At 60.8% G+C, this 17,760-nt stretch carries 16 protein-coding genes and 1 tRNA gene; 9 read left to right on the top strand and 8 right to left on the bottom strand.

Going from position 1 to position 17,760, the window contains the following annotated elements; all coding sequences use genetic code 11:
- The first annotated feature begins 281 nt into the window (after positions 1-281).
- Positions 282-1,052, top strand: a complete 771-nt coding sequence (locus ABIE40_RS08570; RefSeq protein ID WP_199629369.1) for a response regulator transcription factor — start codon at positions 282-284, stop codon at positions 1,050-1,052.
- Positions 1,053-1,307: 255 nt separating this feature from the next.
- On the opposite strand, the gene ABIE40_RS08575 is transcribed toward ABIE40_RS08570, so the two are convergent.
- The gene (locus ABIE40_RS08575; RefSeq protein ID WP_112711598.1) at positions 1,308-1,451 is read right to left on the bottom strand and encodes a DUF1127 domain-containing protein; all 144 of its coding nucleotides are present in this window, start codon (positions 1,449-1,451) and stop codon (positions 1,308-1,310) included.
- A gap of 295 nt (positions 1,452-1,746) precedes the next feature.
- Complete coding sequence (locus tag ABIE40_RS08580; RefSeq protein ID WP_112711599.1) at positions 1,747-1,893, bottom strand: DUF1127 domain-containing protein; 147 nt, start codon at positions 1,891-1,893, stop codon at positions 1,747-1,749.
- 854 nt (positions 1,894-2,747) lie between these two features.
- On the opposite strand from ABIE40_RS08580, the gene ABIE40_RS08585 reads away from it, so the two are divergent.
- The 5 genes from ABIE40_RS08585 (at position 2,748) to ABIE40_RS08605 (ending at position 7,035) form a co-directional block, all read left to right on the top strand.
- On the top strand, positions 2,748-3,851 hold the full coding sequence (locus tag ABIE40_RS08585) for a DUF2157 domain-containing protein (RefSeq protein WP_199629368.1): 1,104 nt from the start codon (positions 2,748-2,750) through the stop codon (positions 3,849-3,851).
- On the top strand, positions 3,848-4,438 hold the full coding sequence (locus ABIE40_RS08590) for a GDYXXLXY domain-containing protein (protein ID WP_199629367.1): 591 nt from the start codon (positions 3,848-3,850) through the stop codon (positions 4,436-4,438). The genes ABIE40_RS08585 and ABIE40_RS08590 overlap by 4 nt, the downstream gene beginning before the upstream one ends.
- A 153-nt stretch (positions 4,439-4,591) precedes the next feature.
- Positions 4,592-4,676: transfer RNA gene (locus tag ABIE40_RS08595), tRNA-Leu, on the top strand.
- Positions 4,677-4,853: 177 nt separating this feature from the next.
- Positions 4,854-6,329 (top strand): trigger factor, encoded by a 1,476-nt coding sequence (gene tig, locus ABIE40_RS08600; RefSeq protein ID WP_112711602.1) that lies wholly within the window; start codon positions 4,854-4,856, stop codon positions 6,327-6,329.
- A gap of 178 nt (positions 6,330-6,507) precedes the next feature.
- Entirely contained in the window at positions 6,508-7,035 is a 528-nt protein-coding gene (locus ABIE40_RS08605; RefSeq protein ID WP_354540988.1) for a PAS domain-containing protein, read from the top strand.
- A gap of 6 nt (positions 7,036-7,041) precedes the next feature.
- Here ABIE40_RS08605 and sthA read toward each other — a convergent pair whose 3' ends face one another.
- The 6 genes from sthA to phaC form a co-directional block, all read right to left on the bottom strand.
- Entirely contained in the window at positions 7,042-8,448 is a 1,407-nt protein-coding gene (gene sthA / locus ABIE40_RS08610; RefSeq protein WP_199629366.1) for a Si-specific NAD(P)(+) transhydrogenase, read from the bottom strand.
- Positions 8,449-8,549: 101 nt separating this feature from the next.
- Positions 8,550-9,140 (bottom strand): dual specificity protein phosphatase family protein, encoded by a 591-nt coding sequence (locus tag ABIE40_RS08615; RefSeq protein ID WP_112711604.1) that lies wholly within the window; start codon positions 9,138-9,140, stop codon positions 8,550-8,552.
- Between the two features lie 82 nt (positions 9,141-9,222).
- Positions 9,223-10,032, bottom strand: a complete 810-nt coding sequence (radC, locus tag ABIE40_RS08620) for a RadC family protein (protein ID WP_199629365.1) — start codon at positions 10,030-10,032, stop codon at positions 9,223-9,225.
- Between the two features lie 7 nt (positions 10,033-10,039).
- The gene (gene map / locus ABIE40_RS08625; RefSeq protein ID WP_112711607.1) at positions 10,040-10,876 is read right to left on the bottom strand and encodes a type I methionyl aminopeptidase; all 837 of its coding nucleotides are present in this window, start codon (positions 10,874-10,876) and stop codon (positions 10,040-10,042) included.
- A 158-nt stretch (positions 10,877-11,034) separates the two neighbouring features.
- The gene (locus ABIE40_RS08630) at positions 11,035-12,297 is read right to left on the bottom strand and encodes a tlde1 domain-containing protein (protein ID WP_199629364.1); all 1,263 of its coding nucleotides are present in this window, start codon (positions 12,295-12,297) and stop codon (positions 11,035-11,037) included.
- A 191-nt stretch (positions 12,298-12,488) separates the two neighbouring features.
- Positions 12,489-14,366, bottom strand: coding sequence for a class I poly(R)-hydroxyalkanoic acid synthase (phaC, locus tag ABIE40_RS08635; protein ID WP_354541070.1), 1,878 nt, complete (start codon positions 14,364-14,366; stop codon positions 12,489-12,491).
- 107 nt (positions 14,367-14,473) lie between these two features.
- Here phaC and ABIE40_RS08640 point away from each other — a divergent pair, with 107 nt between their 5' ends.
- The 3 genes from ABIE40_RS08640 (at position 14,474) to ABIE40_RS08650 (ending at position 17,718) form a co-directional block, all read left to right on the top strand.
- On the top strand, positions 14,474-14,890 hold the full coding sequence (locus ABIE40_RS08640) for a hypothetical protein (RefSeq protein ID WP_199629362.1): 417 nt from the start codon (positions 14,474-14,476) through the stop codon (positions 14,888-14,890).
- A 223-nt stretch (positions 14,891-15,113) separates the two neighbouring features.
- Positions 15,114-16,331 (top strand): LL-diaminopimelate aminotransferase, encoded by a 1,218-nt coding sequence (locus tag ABIE40_RS08645; protein WP_112388164.1) that lies wholly within the window; start codon positions 15,114-15,116, stop codon positions 16,329-16,331.
- Positions 16,332-16,395: 64 nt separating this feature from the next.
- Positions 16,396-17,718 (top strand): homoserine dehydrogenase, encoded by a 1,323-nt coding sequence (locus tag ABIE40_RS08650; protein ID WP_199629361.1) that lies wholly within the window; start codon positions 16,396-16,398, stop codon positions 17,716-17,718.
- Positions 17,719-17,760: the final 42 nt, after the last annotated feature.

A 17,760-nucleotide genomic window follows, 5' to 3' on the forward strand; every position in this document is an offset into this window, starting at 1 on the left:
GTCTATTATTGATGCGAAAATACCATCGAACCCAAAAAATAATCGGCAATATACCCCATAAGTTATCTAGGAAGGGTGCAATACAACCGCTGCAATAGGAAATGTCATTGTATATTTACAAAAACTAACCCGTTTGGGCCATTTCCTTCAATGCAACTTCGTATTACCATAATTAAGAAATGGCTAACTAATGAAGACGGGAATTATCAGGGGCGCCCGTCCGGGCGGCCCGAAGTATCACTCAAAGCATTTGTAACGTGTAACGCTATGGGGAGGCGTAAATGTTCATGACTGCGTCGAAGACTGGTGATGCCGAGCAGGGCCGAAAGTTCGGTCCGGCCGGGGACACGATACTTGTAATTGCCAATGCAGACTTGTTTTCCGAATGCCTCGTCGAGGCTCTCGCGAAAAAGTTTCCTACCTGTGAGGTCATCAGCAAGGGCTACTCCAAGGCCATGCTGGAAAACGATGCGAATGATGCCACGCTCGTTCTCTTCTACCACATAACCGGAGCCGAGCTCAGCGAGGCGCTGGCGGCCGTCAGGGAAAACCATCCCGCGACGTCGATTGCGCTCGTGGTCGAAGCCATCGATATGATGGAGCCCTATGTCAACCGTCTGGTCGAGGCACGGGTGATCGACGGCGTCCTGCCGCTCAATCTGCGGCTCGACGTGTTCATGGCGGCGGTCGATCTCTTGATGAAGGGCGGCGAACACTTCCCGTCCGCATTGCTGAACCGGCTGACGAACCAGGCGGTGCAGCCTGAACGGTCGCTCTACGAGACCCGTTCGGTCGCAGCTGCCGGGGCAGGGGCGCTGCGTCTGCGCCAGGGGGACATGTCCGCCCTGACCACCCGCGAAGTCCAGATCCTCGATCTCATCTGCAAGGGCACGCAGAACAAGATCATCGCCGATGAGCTCCATCTCTCGGAGAACACGGTGAAGGTTCACGTTCGCAACATCTACAAGAAGATGAATGTCCGCAATCGCACCGAGGCCGCATCCCGCTTCTTCAGCAGCGAAGCGAATTCTTCCGGAAGATGGCGGAACTGATCGTTTCCCGACCACCTGAAACAGCAGGCCGCGCCTGGAGCGCGGCTTCTGCCTTTCTGGCGTAGAGCCAACGGCGCATGGCGAGCGCAGTCAAACGCCATATCTCTCAGGACAATCGGAAATCAGTCACGGGCATCGCCTGGCATCATGCCGTGCCGCCTATCGATGGAACGCGCCCTGGCGGCGCTGACGGATGCCCAAAAACGAAAACGGCGCCTAACGGCGCCGTTTTGGGTGTATCGCATTCGCCGCTGATTAGCGGAACGAACGGGATGCAATGTTGCGGATCTCGTAACGGTTGATACCGATATCGGAGAGGGTCTGGTTGGACAGGTTGCCGAGTTCGTTGAGAGTGCGGCGGTAGCTAATCCAGCTCTTTGCAATGCGGATCGGGTTCATTTCTATCATCCTTGAAGGTGTCTCGCGGTCGGCGTCATCGCCGTCTCTGCGCTTGCACATTCATATAGTGGATCGCTGTCATATTGTGCAGTGCAAAGAAAAGGCATCTGCTATGCGTTTGTGCAATGATTTGCCCGCTAAATACGCAGGTGTGAATTTTTGAGCGGTAAAAGTGAGCTCTTTTTGCCTGCAACTCTTACGAAAGTGTAAATTCCAGACAAAAGAAAACGCCCGTTGCGTGAGCACCGGGCGTTTTGGGGAGGAGATCAGCTTGGGAGGACGCTGATCGCCTGGATTAGCGGGCAGCTGCCTCGCGAGCGACGCGATGGATGTCCGAACGGTCGATGCCGAGGTCATGCAATTCGCGGTTGGTCATCCGGCCAAGTTCAGAAACCGTCTGACGGTACTTGCGCCAGTTGTTGAAAGAGCGGCTGAAGTTCATGTTGGTCCCCTTTCCTAGGGCTTGCGATCTGCCAGCTGCAGCCTTTCCGCGCTGGCCTCTATTTGATGAGCTGAATATATGTTGCGCCGCGAAGAACTAACAGAGACAAGAATTCAAGCCACCCATGCATGAAATGCAGATCTCGGGCGGTGAATTACAAGTTTTCGCCGCTTTGTGGTCAACGAATAGGCAGAATGATTTTCTCTTGGTCACTTTGCCCGCCAAGATGTCGCCATTTGCGGCCAGAAGGTGAAAAGCCAGTCGAGGGATGGCGGAGAGAGGCTTTCCAGGCGCGATTCAGGTGAAGGGTAGGGCCGTCTGCTCGCGGCGCTCGACTTGGCGCTCCGGCATGCATTCTGCATGGGCGCGGGCGCCTGCGGACGCTTTGCGGCTTTATCCGGATTTGCTGATGTTTAATCGTTTAACCTGCCGTTAAACAAAACGCCCACCGGGGGAGGATCCGGCGGGCGTCATGTAGGTGACTGACACCTGGGAGGAGGAGTGTTGTCAGTCTATCGGAGGGCGCTGGGAGGAGGAGTGCGCTGCTCCGAATTCTTTTTACGAACATCATGTCCGCAGGCGTCCGGTAAACCGGGCCGGGCTGCCATGCCCGTGCTTCTTGATCATTTAAATAGTATGACTTTTGATTATTTTGCAGTGCAATATTTTCATGGTGGCTATGCGGCTCATGCATGCCTTGCTGCAATATCCACATATTAGCAATGCCTCGTTAATCGGCGGTTAATAAGTGCCCCAACTTCGCACAGTGAGATTCCTGCATTGCAGCCCGGGATTGCCTAACGGCTTGGCCGCCTATAACGCTAGGCAATGCCATCACCGGGGCGGAGGCTGGAATGTATCGAGGCAGGTTGGAGCGCGACCTTTCTATCTGGGTCGACAAGGGGCTGATCACGGAGGTCGCTGCCGAGCAGATGCTCGGCGAATACGACGCCCGTCCCGCAAGCTTCAGCCTTGGCCGGGTGCTGATGGTACTCGCCGCCGTCCTGCTCGGCGCCGCGGTCCTGCTGCTGATCGCCTCCAACTGGGAGGCCATTCCGAGGCTCGTGCGTGTCGGCGCCATCCTGATCGTCATCTGGGCGGCCTATCTCGGCGCCGCGGCGCTGTTCGCCCGCGGCGCGCAGGCGGCCGGCAACGCGCTTCTGGTGATCGCCGTTCTTGGCTTCGGCGGCGCCATCTCGCTGATCGGCCAGATGTATCATCTCTCTGGCGACGAGCAGGTGGTGATGTATCTGTGGTTCGCGATCGCCGTCATTTCGGCCGCGCTCTTTCGTTCCGCGCCGGCCGTCGCGATCGGCGGCTTCCTCTCCTGGGCATCGTTTGCAGTCTATCTCAACAATAATGACGGCCGCTGGATCGGCATCGGCGCCTGGCTGCCGATCGTCATGAGCGCGGTGACGGTGGCTCTGGTGCGCTACACCGATGCGGGCAGGGTGCGTCATCTCGCCTATCTGCTCGCCGTCGCCTGGCTTGCCTGGATCTATACGCTGAACGAGGATCTGTGGCTCGCCATGGTCTATGTCGTCTGTGGCATGGCCGTCTTCCTTGCCGTCAGCCTGCCGCCGCTGCGCGTCACCGAGTTCATCCTGACGGCCGGAGCCGCTCCCGCCTTCTACGCCTTCCTGGTCGCCGCCGTTGGCCTGCTGCTTCTCAATATACAATTGGAGCAGGGCGGAGCGCTGATCCTGCTCAGCCTGGCGACGCTCGGCGTCTCCGTGCTGGCGATCGCGCTGCAGGGCAGGGACAACGGCGCGGTGCGCTATCTCGCCTATCTGATGTTTGCCGGAGAGATCCTTTATCTGGCGTCCGAGACCGTCGGCTCGATCTTGGGCACGTCAGGTCTCTTCCTGCTGTCGGGTCTCTTCGTCGCTGTCGTCGCCTGGCTGGTGATCCGCCTGGAGAGACGCTTCGGCGGCAAGCGCCAGGAGGTCGCCCGATGAGCGCCGTCCTCTCGAGCCCGCGTTCGGGCCGCGGCTATCTGGTTGCCGGCATCATCGCAGCCGTGCTGCAGACGGCGATCCTCGGCTATATAATAGAGAGCCGCGCTGCGATCCTGCGCAGCGGCGCCGACGTCGTCTTGAAGACCGCGCCGGTCGATCCGCGCGATTTCCTGCGCGGCGACTATGTCATCCTGAATTACGACATCTCCTCGGTGCCGGTCAGCACCGTCAAGGGCGGCCTTCCCAAGGATGCGGGCGAGCAGGTGCTGTGGGTGCGGCTCAGGCCGCAGCCGGACGGCTTCTGGGCGATCGCCGAATCGTCCTTCACCGCGCTGATGCCCGAGACCGGCAGCGTCGTCATCAAAAGCCAGCCGTTCTATAGCTACGGCGCGTCGAGCGGTGACATGATCCGCGTCGAATATGGCATCGAGCGCTATTATGTTCCGGAAGGCGAGGGCAAGCCGCTGGAGGAGGCCCGCCAGGATGGAAACGTCTCCATCGCCGTGCGTGTTTCGGCCGATGGAACGGCACAGATCCGCAGCCTGCTGGTCGATGGAAAGCCCGCCTATGAAGAGCCGGTTTACTGAGGCGCCGATTGCCCTGTGGATTGCCGCCCGCCGGGTGGAAACTCCCTGTCATCCGGTCTTCATTTTTCCTTTGCCTCTACCAAATCGGGTGATATAGAGACGCCGCGCTCCGGAAGGCCTCATGCGCAGGCATATGCATGCGGTTTTGCGAACGCGGGTATGGTGAAATTGGTAGACACGCCAGATTTAGGTTCTGGTGCCGCAAGGCGTGGGAGTTCAAGTCTCTCTACCCGCACCAAAGCTGGCTTGCAGGCGGGAGATCCCGATTACCCGGCAGGATGGCGCCGTCCCCCTTAACGGCGGGATGCATTGGAATTTGAACAACAAGCCACGCGCGGCCAAGTTTGTCCGGCGTCGTGCTCATCGAAACGAAGGCGTCTGGGCACGGCCGCCAACGAAATGAAGGTAGGAAGACATGCAGGTTATCGAAACGCTCGCTGAAGGGCTGAAGCGCGAAATCAAGGTCGTTATCCCGGCCAAGGACATGGAAAGCAAGCTGAACGAGCGTCTTGCCGACGTTAAGGACAAGGTCCGCATCAACGGCTTCCGTCCGGGCAAGGTACCGCCGGCTCACCTGAAGAAGGTCTACGGCAAGTCCATCATGGCCGACCTCGTCAACGAGATCGTTCGCGAACAGCCGACCCAGATCCTCTCCAGCCGTGGCGAAAAGTCCGCCACCCAGCCGGAAGTCGCCATGACCGAGGACAAGGACGAGGCCGAACAGATCCTTTCCGCTGAGAAGGACTTCGAATTCACGCTGTCCTACGAAGTTCTGCCGCCGATCGAACTGAAGTCCACCAAGGGCATCAAGATCACCCGCGAAGTCGTCGACATCTCCGATGACGAAGTCAACGAGCAGGTCCTCAAGGTCGCTGAAAGCGCCCGTTCCTACGAAACCAAGAAGGGCAAGGCTGCCGACGGCGACCGCGTCACGATGGATTACGTCGGTAAGGTCGACGGCGTTGCCTTCGACGGCGGCACCGATCAGGGCGCTGAACTCGTTCTCGGCTCCGGCCGTTTCATCCCGGGCTTCGAAGACCAGCTGGTCGGCGTCAAGGCTGGCGACGAAAAGACCATCACTGTGACGTTCCCGGCCGATTACCCGGCCAAGAACCTCGCTGGCGCTGAAGCCACCTTCGACGTCACCGTCAAGGACGTTGCTGCTCCGGGCGAAACCGAGATCAACGACGAACTCGCAAAGAAGCTCGGCCTGGAATCGGCTGACCGCCTGCGCGAAATCGTCCGCGGCCAGATCGAATCGCAGTACGGCTCGCTGACCCGCCAGAAGGTGAAGCGTCAGATCCTCGACCAGCTCGACGAGATGTACAAGTTCGAGACCCCGAAGTCGCTGGTTGACGCCGAGTACAACGGCATCTGGAGCCAGGTGAACAATGATCTGGCCCAGTCGGGCCGCACCTTCGAAGACGAAGGCACGACCGAAGACAAGGCACAGGAAGAGTACAAGACGCTCGCTGAACGCCGCGTCCGCCTCGGCCTCGTTCTCTCCGAAATCGGCGAAAAGGCCGGCGTCGAAGTGTCCGAAGACGAAATGCAGCGCGCTATCTATGAGCAGCTGCGCCAGTACCCGGGCCAGGAGAAGCAGATTCTCGACTTCTTCCGCAGCCAGCCGGGTGCAGCCGCTTCGATCCGCGCTCCGATCTTCGAAGAGAAGGTCATCGACCATCTGCTGACCGAGATCGACGTCACCGACAAGAAGGTCACCAAGGAAGAGCTGCTCGCCGACGAAGAAGGCGAAGGCTCGGACAAGGACGCCAAGAAGGCCCCGAAGAAGAAGGCAGCTGCCAAGGCTGAAGCTTCCGAAGGCGAAGAAGCAGCTCCGAAGAAGAAGGCTGCTCCGAAGAAGAAGGCTTCCGAAGGCGACGCCGAATAATCGGCTGATCCGATCAGGATTTCGAAAGGCCTCGCCTCGCGGCGGGGCCTTTTTCTTTGTCGGCAAGCGTACTGACTTACAGGCTGTGAAGAAGTTTCATATTTGCTAATCAGTGTCTTGCGGTGTGAGGCCTATCCTCTACACTTCAGGATTGCGTCGATATGCAGAGGGGAAAATCGTGGCCTTCCAGAACAGCGCCATCGAAGGCGAGGCCGATAGCGGCCTGGCTGCAGAATCCGGTTTCTTCACCTGGGATATAGCCTCCAACCTGCTTTATGCAGATGGCGCGGTGGCCGATCTCTTCGGGCTCGACTATCACACCGCCGAGCGTGGGCTGCCGCTCGAGAATTATATCGAGCGCATTCACCCGGAAGACCGCCCGGGCGTCGCCGCCACGATCCACCAGACGATCACCACCGGCGAGCCCGAGCAGCAGAGCTACCGGACACGCCAGGTCGACGGCACCTATTCCTATGTCATGGTGTTCGGCCGCTGCTTCCGCGACCGCAGCGGCGTTCCGCATCTCTATGCCGGGATCGTCTGTCCGGTGTCGGAAGAGCCGATGCTGACAAGGCCCTTGGTGAAATATTGCCTGACCGCCTACGACATCGCGGTGCGCGAGGGCAATAAGGCCGTCGCGCAGCATCTCTTGGCGGCTCTGGGCGAGCTCGACTGGATGAAACCCGACAATATGCTGGCGAACTGAGCCGGCTCAGAGTTCCGACTTGATGTCGCCCATGCGATTCCAGGCGTCGAGGCCAGCAATTTTGTAGGCTTCGGCGAGCGTCGGATAGTTGAAGGTGTTCTCGACGAAATATTCGACGGTGCCCTTCAGGTTCAAGACGGCCTGGCCGATATGCACGAGCTCGGTCGCGCCTTCGCCGACGATGTGAACGCCGAGCAGACGGCGCGTCTTCAGCGAGAAGATCAGCTTCAGAAGGCCGGTATCGAGACCCATGATGTGGCCGCGCGATGTCTCGCGGAAACGGGCAATACCGCATTCATAGGGAATGCCGCGCTCCTTCATTTCCTCCTCGGTCAGGCCGCAGGTGGAGATTTCCGGAACGGCATAGATGCCGTAGGGGAAGTATTTGGGCGGCTCCTTGGCGACGGCGCCGACAGCAACGCGCGCTGCAATGCGGCCCTGTTCCATCGAGGTGGAGGCCAGGCTCGGGAAGCCGACGACGTCACCGGCCGCATAGATGCCGGGAACGGAGGTCTCGAAGGTTTCCGGATTGACCTTCAGGCGGCCGCGATTGTCGGCTTCCAGGCCGATCGCCGGCAGGTTCAGCGTGTCGGTGGCGCCCATGCGGCCGGCAGCGAAAAGCACCATGTCGGTCGTCAGGTGGCGGCCGTTGTCGAGCGTCAGCTGCACCTTACCGTTATCGAGCTTCTCCACCTTGTCGGCCTTCTGGCCGAGCAGCAGCTTCATGTTGCGGTCGCGCAGCTGGTAGGTGAAGTCCTCGACGATCTCCTTGTCGATGAAATCGAGCATCGTGGACTTCGGATCGATTACCGTCACTGCAGTGTCGAGCGCGCTGAAGATCGTCGCATATTCGATGCCGATAACGCCGGCGCCGATGACGACCATCGAGCGCGGCAGTTCCTCGATGTCGAGAAGCTCGTCGCTGTCGATGATGGTCTTGCCGTCGAAGGGCATATAATCAGGGCGGAATGGCTTGGTGCCGACGGCGAGCAGAACGCTGTTGGCTGCCACCTGAATGGTCTCGCCGTCGTCCTTGACGACCTGCAGCGTCGAGGCATCGACGAAGCTTGCCTTGCCGCGCATGTGCTGCACGCGGTTGCGGGCGAACTGGTGTTCGAGAACTTCGACTTCGTGGTCGAGGGTGATCAGCAGGCGGCGGCGCAGGTCCTCGGCGCTGATCTCGTCCTTGACGCGGTAGGCGCGGCCGTAGAAGCCGCGTTCGCGCCAGCCGGAGAGATTGAGCGCCGTCTCGCGCAGCGTCTTCGAGGGGATGGTACCGGTGTGGACTGAGACGCCGCCGACGCGTTTGCCCTGTTCGATGACCAGAACCTTCTTGCCGAGTTTGGCAGCCTGAATGGCGCCACGGCGGCCTGCGGGGCCGCTGCCCACAACAACGAGATCGTACTGGAACATGGCTCAGCCCCGGCTTGGAAGAGGAATCAGATATTGCGCCGCAAAATGTCGCGCATTCACCGGTATCTGGTCAATGTTACAGATGCTTTAAGGGGCAGGTATCAGGAATCACCGAAGCCAAGCAGGGGTTCCATTTTCTCGAATGTTATGTCCATCGGAAAAGCATGCGAGAAAGAGTAGGGGATGTGGCCGTAGCGCAGCGACAGCTGACCCTCGGCAACCTTCTCGCTCTTGCGGGCGATGGCGGCGAGATAGAGCGCCGAGGCAAGGCCCGTCCGGTCGGCACCAGCCTGGCAATGGATCAGCAGCGGCTTCGGCGCATCGCGCATGATGGCGATCAGCTGCATTGCCTGGTCGGGCGTCAGCTCCGTCGACGAGTTCATCCGGAAATCGATATGCTTGATGCCGAGCGCGTTCGACTGGGCGACCTCGCTGTCATACCAGCCGTGCTTCTCGTTCTCGCCGCGCAGATTGAGGATCGTCTTGATTCCGTACTTGCCTTCGAAGCGAGCGATCGCTGAGGCTGACGGCTGCGAGGAGCGGTAGACCTCACCGGCAACGACGGCATGGAAATTGTCGGTCGCCAGCAGATAGAGATAGTAGCCGCCGATCAGGACGGCGAGCAGGCCGAAGACGTTGAGGATGCGTTTGGTAATCGGAGAAACGGTCAGACGCGGAAATGCCAGTGCCATCGAAATCTCTAGCTCGAATCGCGCTGCGGAATATGCAGCACGCACTCTCTGCGAGCCGAAACTGACACTTACCTGAAAGGGATCAGATCAGGCGCAAGCCCTTGAGGCTGGCATGCCCGTCCTTGCCGATAATGATGTGGTCGTGAACGGTGATGCCGAGCGGCTTCGCCGTATCGATGATCATCTTCGTCATGTCGATATCGGCGCGCGAGGGCGTCGGATCGCCGGAAGGGTGGTTGTGGACGAGGATCAGCGCTGTGGCGGAGAGCTCCAGGGCCCGCTTCACCACCTCGCGCGGATAGACCGGCGTGTGATCCACCGTGCCGCGCCCCTGCACCTCGTCGGCGATCAGCGCGTTGCGCTTGTCGAGAAAGAGAATGCGGAACTGCTCGCGTGCTTCATGGGCCATCGCCGCATGGCAATATTGGATCACCGAAGACCAGGAGCCGAGCACCTGCTTGTTGCGCAGCTCGCTCTTCAGCGTGCGCTGCGCTACCGCCGAGACGAGCTTCAGATCGAGCGCCACCGCTTCGCCGACACCCTTTACCTCCTGCAGGAGCGCCGTGGGCGCGCCGAAGACGGCAGCGAGTGTTCCGAACCGGTCGAGAAGCGCTTTGGCGATCGGCTTGGTGTCGCGGCGCGGGATCAGCCGGAAGAGCAGCAGCTCGAGGATTTCATAATCGGCCAGCGCGCCGTCGCCATTCTCGCGGAAGCGGTTGCGTAATCTCTCGCGATGACCGTGGTAATGCTGCTCGCCACCGATCGATGGCGGCGCGGTCTTTGCGACCGGCGCCGGCTTGGCAGGCTGTTCTGCGAAGAAGAGGCGTTCGTCGACGGGAAGATCGTCGAAAGGCAGTTCATCATCGGAATTCAGAACGGGGCCTTTCGCCATCTTTGTCTCACCCGTTGAGCGGCGCCAGGCCGGGGCGGTCGAGACCGCCGGGCGACAGCGTGAAGATCTCGCAGCCGGTGGCCGTTACGCCGACCGTATGCTCGTACTGCGCCGAGAGCGACCGGTCGCGCGTCACCGCCGTCCAGCCGTCGGCCAGCACCTTCACATGCGGCCGTCCGAGATTGATCATCGGCTCGATGGTGAAGATCATGCCTTCGCGCAGCTCAGGGCCTTCGTTGGCCCGGCCGTAATGCAGGATATTCGGCGAATCGTGGAACAGGCGGCCGACGCCATGTCCGCAAAAGTCGCGCACGACGGAGCAGCGCTCGGCTTCCGCATAGGTCTGGATCGCCTCGCCGATCGCGCCGGTGCGCGCACCCGGGCGTACGGCAGCGATACCGCGCATCAGCGATTCATGCGTCACTTCGAGAAGGCGCTCCGCGGCGCGCTTGATCTGCCCGACCGGATACATGCGGCTTGAATCGCCGTGCCAGCCATCGACGACGAAGGTGACGTCGATATTGACGATATCGCCCTCACGCAACGGCTTGGCATCGGGAATACCATGACAGACGACATGGTTGATCGAGGTGCAGGTCGATTTCGTATAGCCGCGATAATTCAGCGTCGCCGGATGGGCGCCGTTGTCCATGCCGTATTCGAACACGAAACGGTCGATCGCATCCGTCGGCAGGCCGGGCTTGACGATGGATGCCAGCTCGTCGAGGCAGCGTGCCGTCAGCTGACAGGCCTTGCGCATGCCTTCGAAAGCGTCGGGGCCATAGAGCCTGATTGCGCCGGTATTTTTCGGCGGCGCCGTGGCGGCTTCGATATAATTCACCATTGCAGGGCCTTAGCGGAAATTGTCCTTGTCGTACATAATGCAGCTATGCCGGGTTCGTCCATCGCGATCAATGGGCGCGTCGGCGATTTGTGTCATCTCAACGCAGAAGAGGCGGCCGGTGGCGCGGCCGCCTCTTCTGTCTTGCATCGAAATTTCGATCAGGAGCGGCGCGAGAAGAGCGACGCCAGCGTCGACTTCGGCGAACCGGCAGAGGTGCCGCTATATTTCGGAACGACGACCAGCTGCTTGATCTCACCGCGCTTGAAGGCAGCCAGGAAGCGCTTGTAATCCTTGAAGGAAACGCAACCGTTGGAGTCGCCGCGCTTGCCGAGCATGTAGGTGTGGGCAAGCAGGCCGACGCGATTGTGGATGGCGCCGGCGCCGCCGACCGGATGCAGGCGGATCGCCTCGACACCATGGAACAGCGCTTCGCGCATCTGAAGGTTATAGGTATGCGGCGGCGTCGGGCCGCGCATCTTCTGATCGACGAAGCGCGGGTTGTCGCGCATGTTGCCGAGGCCCGAATGCGCCTCAAGGCGATCGCCGTTCGGCATGTAAACGGTACCGGCCGAAATGTCGTAGACGGCAACACCGGCGCGGGCGATCGGCGTCAGCGTCGGCTTGCCGACCTTCGGCATGTCGTCTTCGATATCTTCGTCGTCGACCTTGGCATAGGCAAGCGCCGTCTCCGGTGCATTGGCTGCCGTCTTTGGACGGTTCGGGCGGGCCATCGGCAGCGGTACTTCGCCGCCGTCGGAGAGAACGAGGCCGAAAGGTTCGTCGGAGGCGGCGACACCATCGGCGAGCGCGGTCTCGATCGGGGAAGCGGCGGGCGTCGGGCGCGGCTGCGGCATTGCTTCGGCTGCGGCCATGGTCGTTGCGGGCTCAGGCGCCTTGACGGCTGCGACCTGAACCTGAACCGGAGCGGGCAGGGCGGACGGCGTCGTCACGGCCGGGATCGGCGCGGCGCTGGCGAGTGTCTCTGCCTGCTGCCTCAGCGCCAAAGCGATCTCGCTGCCATTGTTGCGCATGGCAAGCAGCGAAAGTCCGCGGCGCTGCATCAGCGCTACCATGTCCTTGGAGGATTTCGCGGGAACATCCGCCGTCATGCGGTCGGAAACGGTCGTTTGGCCGGGAAGCCGGGAAAACTTGCTGACGTGAACGAGGGCCTGCGCGGCGCCGGCATTGTGATGCGCATGCGCCTTCGGCGCGATGGCGATATCGGCAAACAGGCTCTTGTCTTCGTTGGTAGGCATTGCCGACGAATGCATCGTGGCAACCGATGCCAGTGTCCAGGTCGATACAGCGGCCCCCAGGCCGATGGCAGCAATAACCGGAAGAGCCCGGAAAAGCTTGGCAGAGCCGAAAATTGCCCAGCCGAAAGGGTTAGCGCTTTCACGCGCCTCGACAGCAAACGCCATATTACTCGGTTTCCCAACGCGTCACTAATACCGGCAGCTTACGCAGGACGCTTTAGCCGGAGCCGATAATGAAGCAACAGGGCCTAAATGAGGCACAGCGCAACTAATCCGCTGTTAGTAACTATGGGCGATTATGGTTTCCAATTCCTTTATGCGGCAAAGGAAATGGACGGCGCCGTTTCAAAAAAAGCCTAGGCCCGTTCCATCACGTAGCTGCCCGGTGCTTCCTCGATGGCATTGAGCGATGCGCCGCCGGGCTTGCGGGCGGGAACACGCTTGCCGTCCTTGGCCTCGATCCAGGCATGCCAATGCGGCCACCAGGAGCCCGGTGCTTCCTCGGCCTTGGTCAGCCAGACATCGTAATCGCCCTTGGCCGGGCCGCCGGTCCAGTACTGGTATTTCTTCTTGTCGGGCGGATTGACGACGCCGGCGATATGGCCGGAGCCGGCAAGCACGAAATCGACCTTGCCCCCGAAGAACTGGCTGCCGAGGAAAACCGACTTTGCCGGAGCGATATGGTCCTCGCGGGTCGCCAGATTGTAGATCGGGATCTTCACGTCCTTCAGCGACAGGGTCTTGCCGTCGAGCACCATCTCGTCTGCCGTCAGCGCATTGCGGAGATAGCAGTTGCGCAGATAGAAGGCGTGATTGGCCGCGGCCATGCGGGTCGAATCGGCATTCCAGAACAACAGGTCGAAGGGCATCGGCATTTCGCCCTTCAGGTAGTTGTTGACGAAATAGGGCCAGATCAGCTCGGAAGCGCGCAGCATGTTGAAGGCCGTCGCCATCTTCGAGCCGTCGAGATAACCAACCGCCTGCATATGCGCTTCAAGCGCCTGCAACTGCTCTTCGTCGACGAAGACCTTCAGGTCTCCTGCATGGGTGAAATCCACCTGGGTCGTGAACAGTGTCGCCGAGCGGATGCGCTTGTTCTTTTCCTTGGCATGCAGGGCAAGCGTCGCCGCAAGCAGGGTGCCGCCGACACAATAGCCGATGGCGTTCACATCGGTCTCGCCGGTCGCCTTCTCGATGGTCTCCAGCGCGAAATCCACGCCTTCGCGGGCATAGGCGGTCCAGTCCTTCTGCGCATGGCGCGAATCGGGGTTGACCCAGGAGATCACGAAAACCGTATGGCCATGGTCGACGCACCACTTGATGAAGGATTTCTGCGGGTTGAGGTCGAGGATGTAGAACTTGTTGATCCACGGCGGGCAGATCAGGAGAGGGCGCTTCAGCACCGTCTCTGTCGTCGCCTCATACTGGATGATCTGGCAGATGTCGTTCTGGGCGATCACTTTGCCCGGCGTCAGCGCCATGTCGCGGCCGACGGCGAATTTCGTCATGTCGGTATGGCGAAGCTTCAGGTCGCCATGGCCCGCCACGATATCCTCGGCCAGCATCTTCATGCCGCGTACCAGGTTCTCGCCGCTGCTGGCGATGGTCTCTCGGTAGAGCTGCGGGTTGGTGGCGACGAAATTGGTCGGCGAGAGCGCGGCGGTGATCTGCTTCACATAGAAGCCGGCCTTGTGCTTGGTGTGCTCGTCCAGCCCCTCGGTCTGCGTCACCATCTTCTCCGCCCAGTCGGCGGTGATGAAATAAACCTGCCGCAGGAAGTCGAAGAACGGGTTCTTCTCCCAGTCCTGATCCGAAAAGCGCTTGTCCTTGCGGTCGGGCTCCGGCTCGGCGGCCTCGCCCTGCATGCGCTGCATCGAGCGCATCCAGACGCCGAAATAGCTGCTCATCAGCTGCGTCTGCGCCTCGAAAGTGCGGCGCGGATCGGACATCCAGTATTCGGTGATCTTGGACAGCGTCTTGACCATGTCGGTCATCGGCTCGGCGATCTTGTCGTTGACATCGCCGCGTTCGCGCGGTGCCAGCCATGCAGAAGCGGCCTTGCCGAGATTTTCGAGCGCGCGGGCGAAGTTCACCGCCATCGCCTCGGGATCCTTCATCATATAGGGATCGAGGTTGGTCGTATCGAAGCCTTGCGGCTTGCCCGTCTCGCCTTCCTTGCTGTCGGTCACGCATGTCCTCCGGCGGCAGCAATCATCTGAAATCAATTTGTACATCGTGCCGGAACGAGAAAACAAGTTCAACACAACGCCGCTCATGCTATTGCTTTGTTGCTGCGACAAATTTAACAGTCGCAGTGGCTTCAGGATTTGGAAGATCTGGCATGACGAAGAACGGCAACTCTGGCATCGCAATCGCAACCCGCATGGCAATTATTGCCGCGGCCGCGGCGATGACGCTTGCCGGCTGCACGTCGACGCCGGAAGAGAAGGCAGCCCTTGCCGCCAGGCGAGCGGCCCCCACGGCGGTCGTGATGACCGCCACCAAGGGCGAAGCGCCGGCCGAAAGCGGGCTTTCGCATTCGCCCGACGGCTATCCGTCCTTCGGCGCGCCGCTGACAGCCGCCAACGTTCAGATGAACGATGACGAAGCCAAGAGCCTGCAGGCCAAGCTGACTTCGCTGGGCGCGCAGCGCAAGGCGGGTACGATTTCCGAGGCCGAGTATCAGCGGCGTGTTGCGGAATACCGCAAGCTTGCCGCCGATCATGGTGCCGACACACTCTCGGAAATCACCAAGTAGGCCTTGCCTTTCAGGCAATTTGCACGCAAAGCCTTCCGCAGCTGGCGGGAGACATGAATTTTCCCGATAATGCTTCGCAGCTGCGGCATCCGTCAAAGAATCGCCGCCTGCAGACAGTCTGATGAATACGGCGCATGCGATTCTGAAGTTCGTATCGCAAGCAGCCGGGAACAGGACGAACTTCGAGCGCGGCCACGGTGGCCGCATTTCCATGGGGAATGAAATGGAAGAGTTTCACAAAGTCCGGCGTTTGCCGCCTTATGTTTTCGAACAGGTCAACCGTTTGAAAGCAAGCGCGCGAGCGGGCGGCGCCGATATCATCGATCTCGGCATGGGAAACCCTGACCTGCCGACCCCGAAAGCGATCGTCGACAAGCTCTGCGAAGTGGTCCAGGACCCGCGCACGCATCGCTATTCGTCCTCCAAGGGCATTCCCGGCCTTCGCCGCGCGCAGGCCGCCTATTACGCCCGCCGCTTCGGCGTGAAGCTCAATCCGGATACGCAGGTCGTTGCGACCCTCGGCTCCAAGGAAGGCTTCGCCAACATGGCGCAGGCGATCACGGCGCCGGGCGATGTCATCCTCTGCCCGAACCCGACCTATCCGATCCATGCCTTCGGCTTCCTGATGGCAGGCGGCGTGATCCGTTCGATCCCGGTCGAGCCGGACGAGAACTTCTTCGCTCCGCTCGAGCGCGCCGTGCGCCACTCGATCCCGAAGCCGCTGGCGCTGATCCTGAACTACCCGTCGAACCCGACGGCCTTCGTCGCAACGCTCGACTTCTACAAGGACGTCATCGCCTTCGCGAAGAAGCACGACATCATCGTCCTCTCGGATCTGGCCTATTCGGAAATCTATTTCGACGGCGAGCCGCCGCCCTCCGTTCTGCAGGTTCCGGGCGCCATCGACGTCACCGTCGAATTCACATCGATGTCGAAGACCTTCTCCATGCCCGGCTGGCGCATGGGCTTTGCCGTCGGCAACGAGCGCCTGATCGCGGCGCTGACGCGCGTCAAGTCCTACCTCGATTACGGCGCCTTCACGCCGATCCAGGTGGCGGCGACCCACGCGCTGAACGGCGACGGCTCCGACATCGCTGAGGTGCGCAACGTCTACAAGCGCCGCCGTGACGTCATGGTCGAGAGCTTCGGCAAGGCCGGCTTCGAAGTGCCGCCGCCGGCAGCGACGATGTTCGCCTGGGCGAAGATCCCGGAAAAATTCCGCCATCTCGGCTCGCTCGAATTCTCCAAGCTGCTCGTCGAAAAGGCCGATGTGGCCGTTGCGCCGGGCATCGGCTTCGGCGAAATGGGCGACGACTACGTTCGCCTCGCCCTCGTCGAGAACGAACACCGCATCCGCCAGGCTGCGCGCAGCATCAAGAAATTCCTGTCGACGGCTGACGAGACGATGCACAACGTCATCTCGCTCAACGCACACCGCTGATAGAAACCTCCCAATCGGCAGCCGCGGTCCGCGGCTGCCACTCATGAACATTCAGGATCGCTTCATGGCAGACGCCCTCAAAATCGGCATTGCGGGTCTCGGTACCGTTGGTGCCTCGCTCGTCCGTATCATCCAGCAGAAGAGCAACGAGCTTGCCGCAACGTGCGGGCGTCCGATCCACATCACGGCAGTCACGGCCCGTGACAAGAACAAGGACCGCGGCATCAATCTCGGCGGCATCACCTGGTACGATACGCCGGAAGAGCTGGCTGCCAAGGCCGATATCGACGTTTTCGTCGAGCTCGTCGGCGGCTCCGAAGGCGCGGCCAAGGCTTCTGTCAAGGCAGCACTCGACCGTGGTCTCCATGTGGTGACCGCCAACAAGGCGCTGCTTGCCTATCACGGCGTCGAATTCGCCAAGATCGCCGAGGAGAAGGGCTCGCTGCTCAACTTCGAAGCGGCTGTCGCCGGCGGTATCCCAGTTATCAAGGCGCTGCGTGAATCGCTGACCGGCAATTCGATCTCCCGAATCTACGGGATCATGAACGGCACCTGCAATTACATCCTCACCAAGATGGAGAAGGAAGGCCTCTCCTTCGCCGATTGCCTGGCGGAAGCCCAGCGCCTCGGCTATGCCGAAGCCGACCCGGCTTTCGACATCGAGGGCAACGACACCGCGCACAAGCTGTCGATCCTGACGACGCTCGCCTTCGGCAACCAGATCGCGGCCGACGACATCTATCTCGAAGGCATCACCAATATCTCCATCGAGGATATCCGCGCCGCCTCCGATCTCGGCTACCGCATCAAGCTCCTCGGTGTCGCCCAGCGCACCGATACCGGCATCGAGCAGCGTGTTCACCCGACGATGGTGCCCGTCGATTCCGTCATCGCCCAGGTCGATGGCGTCACCAATGCCGTGGCGATCGAATCCGACATTCTCGGCGAACTGCTGATGGTTGGCCCGGGTGCGGGCGGCAACGCAACGGCATCGTCGGTTCTCGGCGACATCGCCGATATCGCCAAGAGCCAGCCAGGCGCCCAGCGCGTGCCGGTTCTCGGCCACCCGGCCAAGTCGCTCGAGCCTTACCGCAAGGCGCAGATGCAGAGCCATGAAGGTGGCTATTTCATCCGTCTGACGGTTCTCGACCGCACCGGCGTCTTCGCCAGCGTCGCGACCCGCATGGCCGAAAACCAGATCTCGCTGGAATCGATCGTGCAGCGCTCGCAGCAGCATCTTTCGCCCTCGCATCACCAGACGATCATCCTCGTCACCCATGCGACGACCGAGGATTCCGTCCGCAAGGCCGTCGCCGCCATCAAGGGCGAGGGTTACCTCGTGGGCGAACCGCAGGTCATCCGCATCGAGCGCCCCAAGGAAGACTGAGGGTAACGGCAACCCGGGCGTTGCCAGCCGCTTCCAGCCTGC

The sequence above is a fragment of the Rhizobium sp. OAE497 genome, assembly GCF_040546565.1.
Classification (GTDB): Bacteria; Pseudomonadota; Alphaproteobacteria; order Rhizobiales; family Rhizobiaceae; genus Rhizobium.

Bases quoted from the DNA above. Each gene is read 5' to 3' on its own strand.
- ABIE40_RS08570 (WP_199629369.1), top strand. From the start codon at position 282: ATGTTCATGACTGCGTCGAAGACTGGTGATGCCGAGCAGGGCCGAAAG.
- ABIE40_RS08575 (WP_112711598.1), bottom strand. From the start codon at position 1,451: ATGAACCCGATCCGCATTGCAAAGAGCTGGATTAGCTACCGCCGCACT.
- ABIE40_RS08580 (WP_112711599.1), bottom strand. From the start codon at position 1,893: ATGAACTTCAGCCGCTCTTTCAACAACTGGCGCAAGTACCGTCAGACG.
- ABIE40_RS08585 (WP_199629368.1), top strand. From the start codon at position 2,748: ATGTATCGAGGCAGGTTGGAGCGCGACCTTTCTATCTGGGTCGACAAG.
- ABIE40_RS08590 (WP_199629367.1), top strand. From the start codon at position 3,848: ATGAGCGCCGTCCTCTCGAGCCCGCGTTCGGGCCGCGGCTATCTGGTT.
- tig (WP_112711602.1), top strand. From the start codon at position 4,854: ATGCAGGTTATCGAAACGCTCGCTGAAGGGCTGAAGCGCGAAATCAAG.
- sthA (WP_199629366.1), bottom strand. From the start codon at position 8,448: ATGTTCCAGTACGATCTCGTTGTTGTGGGCAGCGGCCCCGCAGGCCGC.
- ABIE40_RS08615 (WP_112711604.1), bottom strand. From the start codon at position 9,140: ATGGCACTGGCATTTCCGCGTCTGACCGTTTCTCCGATTACCAAACGC.
- radC (WP_199629365.1), bottom strand. From the start codon at position 10,032: ATGGCGAAAGGCCCCGTTCTGAATTCCGATGATGAACTGCCTTTCGAC.
- map (WP_112711607.1), bottom strand. From the start codon at position 10,876: ATGGTGAATTATATCGAAGCCGCCACGGCGCCGCCGAAAAATACCGGC.
- ABIE40_RS08630 (WP_199629364.1), bottom strand. From the start codon at position 12,297: ATGGCGTTTGCTGTCGAGGCGCGTGAAAGCGCTAACCCTTTCGGCTGG.
- phaC (WP_354541070.1), bottom strand. From the start codon at position 14,366: ATGTACAAATTGATTTCAGATGATTGCTGCCGCCGGAGGACATGCGTG.
- ABIE40_RS08640 (WP_199629362.1), top strand. From the start codon at position 14,474: ATGACGAAGAACGGCAACTCTGGCATCGCAATCGCAACCCGCATGGCA.
- ABIE40_RS08645 (WP_112388164.1), top strand. From the start codon at position 15,114: ATGGAAGAGTTTCACAAAGTCCGGCGTTTGCCGCCTTATGTTTTCGAA.
- ABIE40_RS08650 (WP_199629361.1), top strand. From the start codon at position 16,396: ATGGCAGACGCCCTCAAAATCGGCATTGCGGGTCTCGGTACCGTTGGT.